Source organism: Streptomyces sp. NPDC102259 (assembly GCF_044766465.1).
Classification (GTDB): domain Bacteria; phylum Actinomycetota; class Actinomycetes; order Streptomycetales; family Streptomycetaceae; genus Streptomyces.
The window spans coordinates 620,350-636,708 of the sequence record NZ_JBIWMA010000001.1; the positions used below are offsets into that span (position 1 = coordinate 620,350).

10 protein-coding genes are annotated in these 16,359 nt (G+C 72.2%); 2 read left to right on the top strand and 8 right to left on the bottom strand.

Features of this window, described 5'->3' with window-relative positions; all coding sequences use genetic code 11:
* Positions 1-21 precede the first annotated feature (21 nt).
* A complete protein-coding gene (gene ligA / locus ACIRPU_RS02835) occupies positions 22-2,157 on the top strand; it encodes an NAD-dependent DNA ligase LigA (RefSeq protein ID WP_403860735.1) in 2,136 nt (711 codons plus the stop codon).
* A 165-nt stretch (positions 2,158-2,322) separates the two neighbouring features.
* Here the strand turns inward: ligA and ACIRPU_RS02840 are convergent, their stop codons facing one another.
* Positions 2,323-3,390: a cellulase family glycosylhydrolase gene (locus tag ACIRPU_RS02840; protein ID WP_355705713.1), complete on the bottom strand. Its 1,068-nt coding sequence runs from the start codon at positions 3,388-3,390 to the stop codon at positions 2,323-2,325.
* 874 nt (positions 3,391-4,264) lie between these two features.
* Here ACIRPU_RS02840 and ACIRPU_RS02845 point away from each other — a divergent pair.
* Positions 4,265-4,987 carry a M28 family peptidase gene (locus ACIRPU_RS02845; RefSeq protein WP_403860738.1) on the top strand — a complete coding sequence of 241 codons (723 nt, stop codon included), beginning with the start codon at positions 4,265-4,267 and terminating at the stop codon, positions 4,985-4,987.
* A 254-nt stretch (positions 4,988-5,241) separates the two neighbouring features.
* Here the strand turns inward: ACIRPU_RS02845 and ACIRPU_RS02850 are convergent, their stop codons facing one another.
* The 7 genes from ACIRPU_RS02850 to ACIRPU_RS02880 are packed head-to-tail and all read right to left on the bottom strand — an operon-like array spanning position 5,242 to position 15,928.
* The gene (locus tag ACIRPU_RS02850; protein ID WP_403860741.1) at positions 5,242-7,695 is read right to left on the bottom strand and encodes an AMP-binding protein; all 2,454 of its coding nucleotides are present in this window, start codon (positions 7,693-7,695) and stop codon (positions 5,242-5,244) included.
* 44 nt (positions 7,696-7,739) lie between these two features.
* Positions 7,740-8,168, bottom strand: coding sequence for a nuclear transport factor 2 family protein (locus tag ACIRPU_RS02855; protein ID WP_403860743.1), 429 nt, complete (start codon positions 8,166-8,168; stop codon positions 7,740-7,742).
* 48 nt (positions 8,169-8,216) lie between these two features.
* Positions 8,217-9,458 (bottom strand): polyketide synthase, encoded by a 1,242-nt coding sequence (locus ACIRPU_RS02860; protein ID WP_403860746.1) that lies wholly within the window; start codon positions 9,456-9,458, stop codon positions 8,217-8,219.
* Between the two features lie 13 nt (positions 9,459-9,471).
* Complete coding sequence (locus ACIRPU_RS02865; RefSeq protein ID WP_267020082.1) at positions 9,472-10,485, bottom strand: zinc-binding dehydrogenase; 1,014 nt, start codon at positions 10,483-10,485, stop codon at positions 9,472-9,474.
* 12 nt (positions 10,486-10,497) lie between these two features.
* Positions 10,498-14,646 (bottom strand): amino acid adenylation domain-containing protein, encoded by a 4,149-nt coding sequence (locus ACIRPU_RS02870; RefSeq protein ID WP_403860750.1) that lies wholly within the window; start codon positions 14,644-14,646, stop codon positions 10,498-10,500.
* A complete protein-coding gene (locus ACIRPU_RS02875; RefSeq protein WP_403860753.1) occupies positions 14,643-14,951 on the bottom strand; it encodes an acyl carrier protein in 309 nt (102 codons plus the stop codon). Before ACIRPU_RS02875 ends, ACIRPU_RS02870 begins: the two co-directional genes overlap by 4 nt.
* A complete protein-coding gene (locus ACIRPU_RS02880; protein WP_403860756.1) occupies positions 14,948-15,928 on the bottom strand; it encodes a ketopantoate reductase family protein in 981 nt (326 codons plus the stop codon). The genes ACIRPU_RS02875 and ACIRPU_RS02880 overlap by 4 nt, the downstream gene beginning before the upstream one ends.
* Between the last annotated feature and the right edge of the window lie 431 nt (positions 15,929-16,359).

Sequence of the window (16,359 nt, forward strand, 5' to 3'; positions counted from 1 at the left end):
GTGGCAGGCAGGATGTGAGGCATGACAACACCCGGTGCAGTGATTGTGGACGCCGTCGCCTACGCGCAGGCGATCGAGGACGCGGTGAAGGCGTCGGCCGCCTACTACGCGGGTGGCACCTCGGTGCTGGACGACGACGCCTACGACCGGCTGGTGCGCGCCATCGCGGCGTGGGAGGACGAGCACCCGGAGCAGGTGCTGCCCGACTCGCCGACCGGCAAGGTCGCCGGCGGAGCGGTCGAGGGCGACGTCCCGCACACGAGAGCGATGCTGAGCCTGGACAACGTGTTCTCCGCCGAGGAGTTCACCGCGTGGACCGCCTCGCTCACCCGGCGCGTCGGCCACGACGTCACCTCGTTCAGCGTCGAGCCGAAGCTGGACGGCCTGGCGATCGCGGCCCGCTACACCCGCGGCCGCCTCACGCGGCTGATCACCCGGGGCGACGGGACGGCCGGGGAGGACGTCTCGCACGCGATCGGCACGGTCGAGGGCCTGCCGGACGAACTGACGGAGCCCGTCACGGTCGAGGTGCGCGGCGAAGTCCTGATGACGAACGCCCAGTTCGAGCACGCCAACGAGGTACGCACCGCGCACGGCGGCGCGCCGTTCGCCAACCCGCGCAACGCCGCGGCGGGCACCCTGCGCGCGAAGGACCGCGCGTACACCGTGCCGATGACCTTCTTCGGCTACGGACTGCTGCCCCTGGACGACACCGAACCGGCCCTGGCCGCGCTGCTGGAGGAGAGCGCGCACAGCGACCTCATGACCCGGGCCGGCGGCTACGGCGTGAACACCACCGCGACCACGGCCGTGCCCGGCGTCACCGCGAGCACCGCCGAGGAGGTGCTGGCCCGGGTGGCCGAGATCGCCGGGCTGCGCGCCACGCTGCCGTTCGGGATCGACGGGATCGTCGTCAAGGCCGACCTCGCCGCCGACCAGCGGGCGACCGGATCGGGTTCACGCGCCCCGCGCTGGGCGACCGCCTACAAACTGCCCGCCGTCGAGAAGATCACCCGGCTGCTGGCGGTGGAGTGGAACGTGGGCCGCACCGGCATCATCGCCCCCCGCGCCGTCCTGGAGCCGGTGCGGATCGACGGCTCCACCATCACCTACGCCACCCTCCACAACGCGGCCGACATCACCCGCCGCGACCTGCGCCTCGGCGACCACGTCATGGTCCACCGGGCCGGAGACGTCATCCCCCGCATCGAGGCGCCCGTCGCCCATCTGCGCACCGGCGACGAACAGCCCATCGTCTTCCCCGAGGCGTGCCCGCGCTGCGGATCGGGCATCGACACCAGCGAGCAGCGCTGGCGCTGTGTCAACGGCCGCGACTGCCACCTCGTCGCCTCCCTCTCCTACGCCGCCGGACGCGACCAGCTCGACATCGAAGGCCTCGGCCACACCCGGGTCGTCCAACTCGTCGAAGCCGGACTGGTCACCGACCTCGCCGGCCTGTTCGCCCTCACCCGCGACCAGCTCCTCGGCCTGGAACGGATGGGGGAGACCAGCACCGACAACCTCCTCGCCGCGCTCGCCGCGGCCAAGAACCAACCGCTGTCCCGCGTCCTGTGCGCCCTCGGCGTCCGCGGCACCGGCCGCTCCATGTCCCGCCGCATCGCACGCCACTTCGCCACCATGGACCTGCTGCGCGCCGCCGACGCCGAGGCGATCCAGCGGGTCGAGGGCATCGGCACCGAGAAGGCTCCGTCCATCGTCGCCGAACTCGCCGAACTCGCCCCGCTCATCGACAGGCTCGTCGCCGCCGGGGTGAACATGACCGAGCCCGGCGCGACCCCGCCCGCCCCGCCGACGGCCGACGGGACCGACGCGACCGACGGCGGCGACGGCGAGAGCGGGCCGGCCGTCGCCGATGCCGGGCCGCTGTCCGGGATGACCGTGGTCGTCACCGGCGCGATGACCGGGGCGCTGGAGAAGCTCAGCCGCAACCAGATGAACGAGCTCATCGAGCGCGCCGGGGGCCGCTCCTCCTCCAGCGTCTCCAAGAAGACCAGCATGGTCGTCGCCGGTGAGGGCGCCGGATCCAAGCGGACCAAGGCGGAGACGCTCGGCGTCCGGCTCGCCGCACCCGACGAGTTCGCCGCGCTCGTCGCCGACTACGTCGACGCGGGCCCCGGCGGGGAGCCGTCCGTCTAGAGTCCGTCCGCAGTCCGTCCGGAGTCCGTCCAGAGGAAGAAGCCGTCACCGGGCCGGCCGTCAGGTCGGCCGGCCCGGTGACGGTGACCGGTCGGGCCGGGCGCGGTGGGGGCCGCTGCCCGGACCGATCGAGAAAGGCGGCTCACGCCCGGCCGCCGGTGCGCCTCAGCCCTTGACGGGCTTGCCGCGACCCCATGCCCAGGCGAGGCGGTCGGCGCCGGACTGGTTGGTGGTGGCCAGCCAGGGGCGGGCGGTGGTGCCGGTGAGGGTCTGCACCGAGTACGTGTCGTCGGTGCGCAGACCCGGCCAGTACACGGAGCCCATCTTCAGCTCGCGGAAGGTGTCGGTGACGGCCTGGACGTAGTTGACGAAGTTGTTGTCCGGGGTCTTCACGTTGTAGTTCAGGCCGGTCGTCATCGGGGCGCCGAACTCGTCCGCGACCGTCCGGTTCGCGCAGTCGCCGATGCGCACCTTCAGGTCGGCAACCCACTGGTCGTAGGTCGCGTAGTCCTTCCAGAACCCGTAGTGGTGCAGGGAGAGGTACGTGCCCTTCAGCCGCGGGTCGGCGCAGACCGAGGTGACGTGGTCGTTGTAGCCGGCGCCGCTGACGAACACCCGGTTGCGCGGGACCTTCGAGTACGTCGACAGCCACTTCGCCGCGATGTCGGCCCACTCCGTGTCGGTGTAGCCGTGCGGCTCGTTCATCGGCTCGAAGTAGACGCGCTCGTCGTTCTTGTACGCCTTGACGACGGTGTCCCACATCGGCCAGTACGTGGCCGTGTCGTCGATGAAGCCGTCCTTCTGCGCGCCCGTGCCCTCCCAGTAGGACACGATGACCTTGAAGCCCTGGTCCGAGGCCGCGTCGATGACCCCGCGGTATGACTTCCAGTAGGCGCCGTTGACCGTGTACGGGTTGATGGGCAGCCGCACGGTGTTGGCGCCGAGGTTCGCGCGGAACGCCGCGATGATCCGGGTCGCCTTCGCGTAGGTCTGCCGGTAGGTGTCCGTGGTCGACAGACCGGACAGCTGGAGGAGGTCGTCCGCGAAGTTGTCGCGCGGGTCGGCCCAGTTCACGCCCTTGAACTGGGTCGTGTCCGTGGTCGGAGCGGCGCCGGAGGAGGCGACGGCCGGGCTGCCGGCCAGGGTCGTGCCGGTGACGGCTGCGACGGCGACCGCGACGAGGGCGGCGCGCAGGCGGGGGGTGCGGGGGGCTCTGGTGGGGGTCTTGCGCATGACGTGCCCTTTCAGGAGAGGCGGCTCGGCGCTGGGGGACGCGCGGGCTGGGCGGCGGCCGCCACGCGATGTTTGCGTAAACATCAATGTCCCGGGATGGCTGATGTTTACGTAAACATGGCGGCGCCGGAATCGTGGCACCCGGGGGTGTGATCGTCAAGGTTTCCGGCGCGTAACGTCTGTTGCCGCCGGTGACGGGTGGGGCGGGGCGGAGTGAGGGGCGCGGGGAGGGACGGGGTGGCGCGGGACGGGGTGGGACGGAAGGGGGCGACCGTCGACCGCCGGTGCGGTGAGGTGCCCGGCGGCCCGGTCCCGCGAAGGACTTCGGCGGTCCGGTCCCGCGTACGACTTCGATGGCCCGGTGTGGTCCCGCCCTTTTTTGTTGGTGTGGTCCCGCAGTTTCCCGAGCCGTTCTCGACAGTGCGAAACGCGTCATGAATTGACGCGCCTATTCGGCGTGGAGGCGGTCGCTGGAAGGTGATTTCCGGTGGGCTTCCTGGAGGGAAAGCCGTTGTGATCGACTTGGCGCAAAAGGAGCGTCCGGACGGTTCCGTTTGTGAAGTCTGATGAAGTCCGTTGGTATTTACGCGGGCTTCGTGGAAGCATTCGGAAAGATCAACTGCTCGCACCGAGAAGGGAATCAGCTGTGCCTTTCAAGCCGTCCCGTCCGGCCGTCGTCGCGGCGTCCACGCTGTCCGTCCTGATGCTGACAACAGTCGGTGTACATGCGGAAGAGCCTGCTCAGGCAGGTGCGGCACCCGATGTCTCGGTCACCAGAGTGATGCGACACCTGGACGCGCTCCAGCGGATCTCCGACGCGAACAACGGAAACCGGGCTCATGGCACAGCCGGTTATCAGGACTCCGTTGATTATGTGAAGAAAAATCTGGAAGCCGCTGGATTCACCACCTCGCTCCAGGAATTCGAGTTCGGCGGAAAGAAGAGCTGGAATCTGATCGCCGACTGGCCCCGGGGTGGCCGGACCGGAAAAGTCCTCATGGTCGGGGCGCACCTCGACTCGGTGGAGACCAGCCCCGGAATCAACGACAACGGCTCCAGTGTCGCCGCGATCCTGGAGACCGCGCTGACGGTTTCCGCGAAGAACGTCACCCCTGCCCAGCACCTCCGTTTCGGCTTCTGGGGAACGGAGGAGGAGACCTACATCGGGTCCACGCACTACGTGAACACCCTGCCGGCGGCCGAACTGTCGAAGATCACCGCCTATCTGAACTTCGACATGATCGGCTCACCGAACCCCGGGTACTTCGTCTATGACCAGAGCCCGGAGGTCGCCCGGCACTTCGACCGGTACTTCACCACCAAGGGCATCCCCACCGAGCCCGCGACCGCGCTCAACGGCCGCAGCGACCATGAGCCGTTCCTGGCCAAGGGCGTCGCGGTGGGCGGGATCTTCACCGGATCCGCCGAGATCAAGACCCCGGAGCAGGCCGCGAAGTGGGGCGGCACCGCCGGCGAGGCCATGGACAAGTGCTACCACCAGGCCTGTGACACCCCCGCCAACATCGACAGGCGGGCCCTGGACGTCAACAGCGACGCCGTCGCCGCGATGGTGTGGAAGCTGGGCGTGCGCGGCTAGGGTCTGTCGTTTGGATCAGGTCGGCCTGACCGACGGTGCCCTGTCGGCGGGCCCGAGCGGGTTGTGGTGCGTGCAGCTGCAAGGCGGAGGAGGGAGTCGAGGCGGAGCCTCGGCGACCGACGACAACGCCGCAGATGTGCGTGCCACACCCCGCGACGCGCGGCATGATCCAAACGACAGGCCCCAGGACCTGCCCGGTCAGGCCACCGTCTTTCGCGGTGGCCCGACCGCGCATCGGGTGCCGCCCTCTCCCGCTAGGCCCGTCGGCGGTTCCGGGGGCGGGCGGCCAGGCGGGCCAGCCGGTCCCGGTCGACCTTGCCCGTGGGACCGACCGGCAGGGCCGGCAGGACGAGCACATGCTCGGGAAGCATGTAGCTGGGCAGGCTCTGCGCGAGGTGGCGGCGGACGAACCCGCCGCCCGGCGACGGCTCCGAGCCGCCCACGGCCACGGCCGCCACGATCTGCGGTCCGTCCTCGCCCCGCAGGGTGGTGACCGCGCAGTCCACCACCCCAGGCACCTGGCGCAGGGCGGCCAGCACCTCGCCCAGCTCGATCCGGTAGCCCCGGACCTTGACCTGGTCGTCCCGGCGGCCCCGGAACTCCAGGTTGCCGTCGGCCATCCAGCGGGCCCGGTCGCCCGTGGCGTACATGGACTCGTCCGCCGGGCCGCTCACCGTGTCGGCCGTGAACTTCGCGGCCGACAGCTCCGGGTCACCGACATACCCGTCGGCCACGACCACGCCCGCGATGTGGAGATCGCCCTCGACGCCGATCGGACACTGCTTGCGGTCGCCGTCCAGGACGTAATAGCGGGCGTTCTGGATCGGCTTGCCGTACGGGATGCTCGTCCAGGCCGGGTCGATCTCGCCGACGTCGAAGTGGTTGGACCAGATCGTCGCCTCGGTCGCGCCGCCCAACGCCACGACATGGGCCTTCGGGAAGCGGGACCGGACCCGGCCGGGCAGGGCCAGCGGCACCCAGTCGCCGCTGAGGAAGACCAGGCGCAGACTCGGCACCGGACCGCCGTCCGCCGTACCGGCCGACGCGCCCGTCCTTGCCGACTCGCCCGTGCCCTCCGTCCCGGCCGTGCCCTCCGTCCCGGCCGTGCCGTTCGGTTCGGTGGCGAAGGACATGACCATGCCGAGTGCGGCCGGCGCCGAGTCCCAGAAGGTGATCGGCTCGCGCAGCATGATGTCCAGCAGCCGCTCGCCGTCGGACAGTTCGGCGGCGGGGACCACGCGCAGGCTGGCGCCCGCCGCGAGCACGCCGAGCAGGTCGTAGACGGACAGGTCGAAGGTGAGCGCGGTGACCCACAGCAGACAGTCGTCCGGACCCACCGCGTAGGTCTCGTTCACCCACTGGATGACGTTGACGGCACTGCGGTGGCGCACCGACACGCCCTTCGGCACGCCGGTGGAGCCCGAGGTGAAGATGACGTACGCGGTGTCGTCGGCGCCGGGGCCGGCCGGCAGCGGCAGGGCGCGGGCCTCCTCGACGTCGCTCCAGGTGCTGATGACCGGCGTGTGCGTCGTGGCCGCGTCCCGCGGCGCCAGGCGCAGGACGACGTCGTACCGGTCGCGCAGAACCTGCGGCCAGTCGTCCCCGCGGCGCCGGTGGATCTCCGCCTTTACCGGCAGGCCGAGTCGGGCGGCGAGGCGCTCGAACCACTCGGCGGGCACCCGCAGATGACCGGAGTCGGGTCCCTCGCCCGGCTCCGCGAGGTCGGCGAGGTCCGCGAGGACCACCGCCCCGCCCGGCGCCAGAACGCCCACGGCGTCCCGCAGCACGGACCGCAGGTACTCGAACCCGGGGAAGAACTGCGCGACGCTCGCGAGGAGGACGACGTCCGCGCTCGCCGGGGCCACCACCCGGCCGAGGTCGGCCGCCGCGGCCTGTACGAACCGTGCCCCCTCGCCGGCCTCCCGCCCCGCCCGCTCCAGCGCGACGGCCGACACGTCGACGCCCGTGTAGCCGGCCCCCCGGTCCCGCAGCGCCCCGGCGATCAGACCGGCGCCGCAGCCCACCTCGACGACCCGGGGCCGCCGTCCCGCCGGAGCCGCCGACAGCACCAGGTCGCGCACGTGCGAGGCGTAGGTGTCGATGTGCGCGGCGGAGATCCCGTCGCCGGGGTTCTGGTTGAAGCCCGAGGCCCGGCCCAGGTCCTCGTCCTCGGCGACGGCGTCCCACAGCAGGCCCACCGCCTCGGTGTCCAGCGGGTCCGGGACCGCGGCCACCAGATCCGTGCAGATCAGTCGCACGCCGGTGCCCGCGAGCAGCCCGGCCTCCTCCGCGCGGCGCGCCAGCGCATGGCCGGTGACGAGCCATCCGATGCCCGACTGGCGTACGGGCGCCGCGATCCGGGCGGCCGGCCAGCGCGCGTCCAGCGGCACATAGGCGGCCCCGGTGCGCAGCACCCCGACGACCGCGAGCACGCTGTCCCACGAGTTCTCGTGCAGGATGCCGACGAACGCGCCCCGGCCCACCCCGTGACCGGCGAGGAAACGGGCGAGCAGACCCGAGTCGGTCCACAGCTCCCCGTACGTCCTGACCTCCCCCTCGCCGAGGCGGACGGCGGGCGCGTCGGGAGACTCCCGGACGCGTCGCTCGATCAGGTCGATCATGCTCACCTGGTCCTCGAACGGCCGTGCCGTGTCGTTCCACTCGGCCGGCGGCGGTTCCCAGGACTCCGTGGGCTGTTGCTCTGCCATCTGCTCTGCCCTCCTTCAGCGGGTCACGGTGCGCGGGCGGGGGGTCAGATCACTCGGCCGTACTTGGGGTTGTCGCGGTGGATGACCCGCTCCCGGATGCGCAGTTCACCCTCCTCGCGCACCATCTGGTCCTCGACGCTGGAGGAGGAGAAGAAGTGGACCTCGTCCCGCGTGTTCGTCTGGGTCACCAGCGAGTAGTAGGTGACGCGCAGGCCTTCGCCGTCGGTCTGCTCGATCAGGAAGTGGTCGAACCAGTGCCGGGTGACCAGCCCCTCGTACATCGGGAGCATGCTCTTCATCTTGGTGCGCATCGCCTCGCGGCCTTCCACCTTCTCGCCGCGGTGGGGGTGGGCGACAGAGCCGTCCTCGGTGAAGGTCGCGGTGAAACGCTCGATGTCCAGGTCGTCCAGGACGCGCATCTGGCGGGCGTAGAAGTTCTTGACCTCGATGTAGAGGTCGGCGGTGACGGACATACGTGCTCCTCGGTAAGCGGGCGGAGAACAAACGGAACTGACGGGTGCTCAGTGAGCGGGGGCTTCCTCGAGGACGAGGAAGGCGTTGGTGCCGCCCACGCCGGCCGACATCAGGCCGGCCGTGCGGGGGCGGCCGTTCGTGGGCCAGGGGCGGCCTTCGGGGAGGATGCCGAAGCGTTCGCCGCGCCCGGTGAACTCCTCGATGGGGACCTCGGTGTTCGGGGTCGCGGGCAGGAAGCCGCGGTCGATCGCGAGGCATGTCTTGATCAGGGCCGCCATGCCGGCGGCGGTGTCGCAGTGGCCGACGGAGGCCTTCACCGAGCCGACCGCCACCGGCGGCCCGTCGGTGCCGAGGGCCTCGATCAGCGCGGTCGCCTCGATCTGGTCGTTCAGGGGGATGCCGACGCCGTGCGTCTCGACGTAGTCGACGTCGGTCCCGGTCAGGCCCGCCGCCTCCAGCGCCCGGCGCACCGCGCGGACCTTGCCGTCGACACCGGGGATGACGAAACCGGGCTTGGCCCGCCCGTCGTTGGTGACGGCGCCGCCCCGGATGACGGCGTAGACCGGATCGCCGTCGCGCAGGGCGTCGTCCAGTCTGCGCAGCAGGACGGCCCCGGAGCCGTCGCCGGGCACGACGCCGTTGTGACGGCGGTCGAAGGGGCGCACGATGCCCTCGGTGGAGTAGATGCTGCGCGGGGTCCGCAGATAGGAGCCGTCGACGTCCTCCTGGATGGCCACCGCCCCGGCCAGCGCGTAGTCGCAGGCGTGCGCCCGCAGGCTCTGGCAGGCGAGCTGGACGGCCACCGTGGACGTGGCGCACGCCGAGTCGAGCATCAGCGACTCGCCCCACAGATCCTGGAGGTAGGAGAAGTAGGGCCCGGCGAACGTCGGGTCGACCCGCACCACGTCGTCGAACGCGGCCCGCGGCACATGCTTGGTGCGGGCGCAGCCGGCGTAGACGGCGGTCCGGTCGGCGATCGCCGACAGCCTGACCCCGGCGTCCTCCGCCGCCTGCCACAGCGACTCCTGGAGGATGCCGTGCTGCGGGTCCAGGCCTTCGACGCCGACGAGCGTGTGGTCGTAGGCGTCCCGGTGCGGGGCGATCCCCCACGAGTGGACCCGCAGCCGGTCCTCGCCCAGGTCCTCCACGACCGGGACCCGCTCCCGCCGGAAACAGTCCCGGCCCGCGACGAGGTTGTCCCAGAACGCCCCTACGTCGGGCGCCTCGGCGAATCGGCCGCCGACGCCGATGACGGCCACCGGGGCCGAGTGCTTGGCGAGTTCCGACATGCCTGTCCTCCCGTCAGCCGAAAGTGAGCGCGATCTTGACGACGTCGTCCTGCCGGTTGTGCGCGAGGTCGAAGGCGTCGGCGATGTTCTTGATGTCGAAGGTGTGGGTGATGTGGTCGTCGACCCGGATCGAGCCGTCCCCGATCAGCTCCAGCGCGGTCCGGAAGGAGGGGAGCCCCGGTTCCAGCTGGGCGCCGCCGACCGCGGTGATCAACTGCGCCTGGCGGACGAAGAGATGGGCGTACGGGATGCGCATGTCGTAGTCCTCGGGCATGCCGAAGAAGCCCAACCGGCCGTGCTGACCGACCATCCGCATCGCGTGCTCGCGCGCTCCGTCGGTGCCGGCCGCCTCGACGACCAGGTCGGCGCCCTTGCCGCCGGTCGCCTCCATGACGACCTCCTCGGCGCTCTGCCCAGGCACGTGCACGGTGGCGTCCGCGCCGAGGGAGCGGGCCACCGCGAGCCGCCCCGGCTCCAGGTCGACCGCGACGACCTTCTCGAAACCGCGGTGCTTGAGCAGCTGCTGGAACAGCAGTCCCGCAGAGCCGACGCCCACCACGGCGGCCGTCGACCCCTGCGGCACGGGCTCCGGCCAGAACCGCTTCAGCGCGAAGACGACCGTCCCGAGCTGCTGCGCCATCAGCTGGACGGTCGGCGCCCCGGTGCCCTTCACCGGCAGCAGGAACCGGTCGGCGATCGTCTGGTAGCGGGCGAACGACGCCATGTAGGCGTGGTTGGGCACGGTGAGCACCAGGTCGCCCGGCGAGAAGCGGGCCGACCGGCTCTCGACGACCTCCCCGACGCCCTCGTGCCCCGGATAGCCCGCCGGGCAGGGGTAGGGGTGGTCGCGCATGTCCCGGAAGAAGGGGGACTCGGCGCGCACCCGGTGCACATCGCTGCCGCAGATGGCGGCCACGGTGTTGCGGACGAGGACCTCGCCCTCGGCCGGCTCCCGGAAGGCGACCTCCGCCACCTCCAGGCGCCCGGGTTCGACGAGAACGGCGGCTTCGCCACGTACGTGCGGCATGCGGACCTTCCTTCAGGAGTGTGCGGGGACCGGGGACGCGGAACACGCCCAGGACAGGGGATGGCCGGGCAGCCGCAGCCGACGGGCCGGGCCGGACGGCGTCAGCCGCACCTCGGCGCCCTGGCACCACAGGGCCGCGAGCGCCGTCAGCAGCGCCCGTTCGTCGGGGTCCTCGGCCGCGATGTCGAGGACGGCCACGTCGCCGAGCCGGTCACCGGCCGTCCGGAGCAGCTTGGCCGGCTCGGCCTCGGCCGACAGGTGCTGTTCCTGCGGGGCGGGCCCGTCAGGGAGGAGCGGACCCAGCGCGGTGGACCACAGCAGGGCGGGACGGCGGGGTACGGGGATGCGCGCGCCGGCCCCGTCGGCGACCAGCCGCACGCCTTCCTCGGCCGTCAGCGCGCCGCTCACCACCGCGGCGGCGAACCGACCCGTGCCCACGCCGTACACCGCCGCCGGGGTCACGCCCCGTTCGGCGAACCGACCGGCCAGGCGCAGCTGGCGGGTGAGCGGTTCGGCGGCCCGGCCCGCGCCGTCCGGCGGGCCGTCCGCGAAGGCGAACACCACGGCCGGGAGCGAATCGGGGGCGGCGGGCGTCGGGGTGTGCGGGGCGCGCAGGGCACGTACCGCCTCGGCCAGGTCGGACGCCACGACGGCGCATCGGTGACCGAAGTGCCGTCGGCCCACCTCCAGCGTGTGGGCCACGTCCGCCAGTGCCAGGTCCGGGCTCGCCTCCAGATGGACGGCCAGCCGCTCGCGGGCGACGAGCAGGGCGTCGGCGGTGGCGGCGGAGAGGGCGACGATCCGCGGACCGGGGGCCGCCACCGACGCCGTGCCGGACGGCCTCGACGGCACGCCATGTAGGGGCCGTCGGGGCACGACGGCCGGGGCCGCCGTCCCGCCCGTGGGCTGGTGGGCCGTGGCGATCAGGCGGGCCTGGTCGCGGACCGTGACATGGCGCAGCAGGTCGATGACCGGGACGTCGGCGCCGGTCGTCAGCCGCAGCTGCTCCCGCAGCTTCACCAGCAGCAGCGAATGGCCGCCCGCGTCGAAGAAGTTGCGGTCGGGTCCGAAGCCGTCGTGCTCCAGCACCGCCCGCCAGGCGGCCCGCACGCCTTCCGTCACGGAAGCCGCGAAGGGTGCTTCCGGTGCGAGGGCCGGGATGGGGACCGGAGCGGGGCCGAGGGCGAGGGCCAGGGCAGGGGAGGGGGAGAGCGAGGGGGAGGGGGAGGGCTGTGCGGACCGGGACGACTGTTCCGGGTCCGGCAGCCGACGCCGGTCGATCTTGCCGGTCGGGGTGAGTGGCAGTTCGCCGACCAGCAGCAGATGGCTGGGTACGGCGAACGCGGGCAGCCGCAGTCTGGCGTGCCGGCCGATCTCGTCGGCGTCCGTGCCGGGCGCGGCCACCGCGTAGGCGACGATCTCCTTCTCGGCGCGCCGGTTGACGCGCGTCGTGACGAACACCGACTCGACGGCCGGGTGTGCGTCCAACACCGCCTCCACCTCGCCGAGTTCGACGCGCTGGCTGCGGATCTTCACCTGGTTGTCGTTGCGGCCGATGAACTCCAGCAGGCCGTCGGGACGCCAGCGGACCCGGTCACCGGTCCGGTAGAGCCGGGTCGTGCCGTCGGTGACGAACCGGTCCGCCGTCATCCCGGGCGCGTTCAGATAGCCGTCGGCCAGCCCCGCGCCGCCGAGCAGCAGTTCGCCGGGAACCCCGCGCGGGACCGGACGGGTGCCGCCCTCCTGCACCACCCGTATCTCGGTGCCGGGCACCGGACGCCCGATCGGGACCGTCCTGGCGTTCGGCGCGAGGTCGGTGATCGGGAACCAGGTCGAGGTGAAGGAGTTCTCGGTGGGGCCGTAGCTGTGCAGCAGGACACCCGGCCGGGACCAGCGCAGCGCACGGCGCATGTGCCGTACGGAGATCAGCTCGCCGCCGAAGTACACCCGCCGCAGCGACTGGAGCAGATCCGGGGCGTCCTCGATGATCCGGTTGAGCAGCGGTGTCGTCACGAGCAGTGTGGTCACCCCGCGCTCGCGGACCACCGTGCGCATCTCACGGGGGCTGAGCACCAGGTGCTTGTCGAGGACGACCAGCTGCGCGCCGTGCGTGAGGGCGCCCCAGATCTCGTAGCTGGCGCCGTCGAAGTTGAGCGGGCACAACTGGGCGACGACGTCCGTCTCGTCCAGCGGCAGGAAGTCGGGCCGTACGAAGAGCCGGGCCAGGCCGCGGTGCGGCAGGACGACCCCCTTGGGCCGGCCGGTGGTGCCGGAGGTGTAGAGCACGCAGAGGGTCGCGCCGTCGTCGTACGCCGACTCGGGCGCGGACCGGCCGCGAGCCCGCGCGAGCGCCTCGTCGACCGGTACGGCCGTGCCCTGCGGCACGTCGAGGGCCTGTCCGCAGTCCGGGTCGACGACGAGGACCGCGGGACGGGCGTCGTCCACGATCAGCTGGAGCTGGGCCTGTGGATAGGCGGGGTCGAGGGGGAGGTAGGCGGCGCCGGCCAGGGCGGACCCCAGCCAGAACACCGGGGTCTCGACGCCGGGGGCGAGCAGCAGTGCCACGGTGTCGCCGGGGCCGACCCCACGGTCGCGCAGCCAGCCGGCCACCTCGCCCGCGCGGACGGCGAGTTCGCCGTAGCCGAGGGTGCGCTCGCCGTGGCGTACGGCGATGGCGTCCGGGCGGTCGGCGGCGTGCCGCAGGACCAGCTCGGAGACACTGGGCGCCGGTGACACGACGGGCGCGCCGTGCGCGGCGACCTCGGACAGGCCCGGGTCGCAGGCGGCGAGCAGGTCGCCGCAGGTGCTGTCCGGGGCGGCCACGGCGCGGGCCAGCAGCTCGCGCAGTTCCTCGGCGAACAGCTCGGCGGTGGCGGGGAGGTAGCGGGCGGTGTCGTAGTAGACGCACAGCCGGGTGCCGGCCGAGCCCTCCAGCACGTTGACCGAGAACTCGTACTTCGTCGTCTCGTCCGGGTGGTCGAAGCGTCGGACGGTCGCCTCTCCGGCCTGCCACTCGTCCTCGTAGGCGGGGGTGTACATGAACACCGTCCGCTCGACGCCCGGCCCGTTCGCCTGCGCGCTGCGGATCGCCCGCAGCCGCCGCACCGGGAGGTGGGCGTGTTCCATCGCGTCGAGCATCTGCTCGCGCAGCCGGGCCGCCACGTCCAGGAAGCGGTCGTCGAGGGACGTCCGGTCGCGCATCGGCAGCGCACGGCTGAACAGGTCGACGCGCTCGGCGTCGGCGTACCGGCGGCCGGCGAAGACCATGCCGAAGGTGCCCTCGGACTCCCCGGCCCACGCGTGCAGCAGCACCGACCAGGCGGCGAGCAACACGACGGCGGGGGAGCCGCGCTCGGCGGCGGCCAGCGCCTGGACGCCCGCGTGCACCTCGGCGGGCAGGAGCACCTCCACCCGGCCGGAGGGCCCGGGGAAACCGTCCTCCGGCACCAGGTCGTGCGGGGGCGCGAGCGAGGCGGGGGCGTCGCGCAGGACGGAGGTCCAGTACTCGTCCGCGTCCGCGTCGGCATCGACGTCCGCGTCCGCGTCGGCGTCGGCGTCGGCGTCGGTCTCGGAGGCGGCGTCGTGATCGCCTCGGGCGCCGGCACCGGCACCCGTACCGGATTCGGCCTCGATGTCGGCCTCGGTGTCGGACGACGTGCGGGGGGCCGGGTGGGGGGCCGGACCCGGGCCGCCCGTCGTCCGGGAGCGGTAGGCCGTCACCAGGTCCTCGGCGAGGATCCGGCTGGACCAGCCGTCGGAGACGATGTGGTGCATCGTGACGGCGAGCAGCGCGCCGCCCTCCCCGGCCAGCAGCGTCGCCCGCAGCAGCGGCGCGGTGGCCAGGTCGAAGGGCGCGCGGCCGGCGACGACCGCGCGGGCGAGGGCCTGCGCACGGTCGTAGCGGCCCGGGAGCCGGTCGGTGACGAACGCCATCGGCGGATCGGCCTCGGCGGTGCGCCACAGCTCGCCGCCCTCGGTGACGAAGGCGCAGCGCAGGGCCGGGTGGGCGGTCAGCACATCGCCGAGTGCGGCACGCAGCGCCGGTACGTCGACGGTCGGCGTGAACTCCAGGTCGACGGTGACGTTGTAGCGGTCGGACTCCGGTTCGCGCTGGCAGGCGAGCCAGACGTCCATCTGCTCGGAGGAGGCCGCTTCCCTCACTGCGGGACCGCCAGGTGCTCGCCCGCCGCGCCCGTGCGCAGGGTGCGCACCAGATTGGCCACCGTGCGCACCGAGTGGAAGTGGAGCGGGGTGAACTCGGCGTCCGTGATGGCCACGCCGAAGCGCTGCTCGCACTGGGCGCGCAGCTCCACGAAGCCGAGGGAGTCCAGGCCCAGCACGTCCTGGAGGCCGTCGTCGTCCCCGATGCGTTCGGTGGGCACGTCCAGGAAGAGGTCCTCGACGAGGATCTCCTTGAGCGTCGCTTCCAGGGTTTCGCCCAGTGTCTCGCCCGAACCGACTGTCATGACGTTTCTCCCTTGCGGTAGGTGGATCGGTGCGGTGCGGGAACCTCCGCCTGCCGCTCCCGCTCCGCGGCCCTGCGGGCCAGTTCGGTCAGCGCGGGTACGGCCACGTGGTGATCCCGGGCGCGGCGCAACACCGGCTCGGCGAGCGCGGCGAGTTCGGTCGGCCGGACCCCGGCGGCGACGTCCCGGTGCAGGGAGGTGTCGGTCCGGCCGGGCAGGGTGTCCAGGGTGTGCAGCAGGCTCCGGGCGTCTACGGCGACCGCGTCCGCCGCGGCGACGGCGCAGACCTCCCGGGCGGCGTCGTGCAGCAGGGCGGACAGGTCGAGCCGTCGGCGGACGATGCCGAGGGGGCCGTCGGCCGCGGTGGTGGCCAGCGCCAACGGCAACAGGAGGACCAGCTTGCGCCAGAGGACGCTCGCCGGATCCCGCTCCGGGGTACAGCCGAGACCCGCGTCGGCGAGGACCTCGGCGAGCCCGCCGAGACGTCGGCCACCGGCTCCGGCGCCCGCGGCGAGGACGTCCCCGGGGTGGCCGTCGTGGGTGGTCGCGAGGCTGATCTCCGCGTACAGGGAATGCCAGGTCACCCGGCCGGGTGCGGTGCGTTCCGCCTCGATGAGGATCGCGCCGACGAGCTGGCGGGGTCCGAACCTGGCCCGCAGCGACCGTGGATGGTCGAGTCCGTTCAGCAGGGGGACGACCGAGTCGGGGGTCAGCCGTGGGGCGACCCGGGCCAGGGCGGCGTCCAGCTCCGGCGCCTTCACCGTCACCCACAGGACGTCGACCGGTTCGTCGAGCCGTTCCACCGCGCGTGCCTCGACGGCGAGGTCGCCGTGCAGCTTGCTGTGGACGTCGATCACGCCGCGGTAGCGGGCTCGTGAGGACTCCCGCATCACCAGCACGACCTCGTGGCCCGCGCGGGCCAGCGCCGATCCGAGGGCGAGCCCGACTCCCCCGGCGCCCAGAATGGCATGCCTCAACACGCTTCCTTGATGCATCTCGTGTCGTGACGAATGCCGGTGCCCGTACAGCGGTGCGCGCACAGCTGTGCGCTGTGGGCTGTGTGCTGTGCGGCGGGCAGCGGAAGACGACACCGTGTGAATGATGGAGAAAGGCCGGCTGCGGCCTTTGAGGGATCGGGCGGCCACGGGTCAGGCGGTCGCCGATCCAAGGATCATCGGAGTACGAAAAGGACTCTGACGGAATATGGAACCGGTTGGTCAGCCGGTTCTGTCTCCCCCGTTGCGGCGTACATCAATCCCCCTGTCACGCCGGTTGGTGTCGGCTTCGAACGCAACCCTTGAAATACTGCGTTCACAATCGACTCATCGACGGTAGAGCCGCCAAGTTTCGGCCGTCAACCCGCTTTTCGGCCAACCGGATGGCCGGTGCACGTGAATGTCGGGGCAGG

What these genes read in the sequence shown, in the direction of transcription:
- ACIRPU_RS02855 (WP_403860743.1), bottom strand. Translation starts at nt 8,168, where the DNA reads ATGTCCGTCACCGCCGACCTCTACATCGAGGTCAAGAACTTCTACGCC.
- ACIRPU_RS02865 (WP_267020082.1), bottom strand. Translation starts at nt 10,485, where the DNA reads ATGCCGCACGTACGTGGCGAAGCCGCCGTTCTCGTCGAACCCGGGCGC.
- ACIRPU_RS02875 (WP_403860753.1), bottom strand. Translation starts at nt 14,951, where the DNA reads ATGACAGTCGGTTCGGGCGAGACACTGGGCGAAACCCTGGAAGCGACG.
- ligA (WP_403860735.1), top strand. Translation starts at nt 22, where the DNA reads ATGACAACACCCGGTGCAGTGATTGTGGACGCCGTCGCCTACGCGCAG.
- ACIRPU_RS02840 (WP_355705713.1), bottom strand. Translation starts at nt 3,390, where the DNA reads ATGCGCAAGACCCCCACCAGAGCCCCCCGCACCCCCCGCCTGCGCGCC.
- ACIRPU_RS02850 (WP_403860741.1), bottom strand. Translation starts at nt 7,695, where the DNA reads ATGGCAGAGCAACAGCCCACGGAGTCCTGGGAACCGCCGCCGGCCGAG.
- ACIRPU_RS02860 (WP_403860746.1), bottom strand. Translation starts at nt 9,458, where the DNA reads ATGTCGGAACTCGCCAAGCACTCGGCCCCGGTGGCCGTCATCGGCGTC.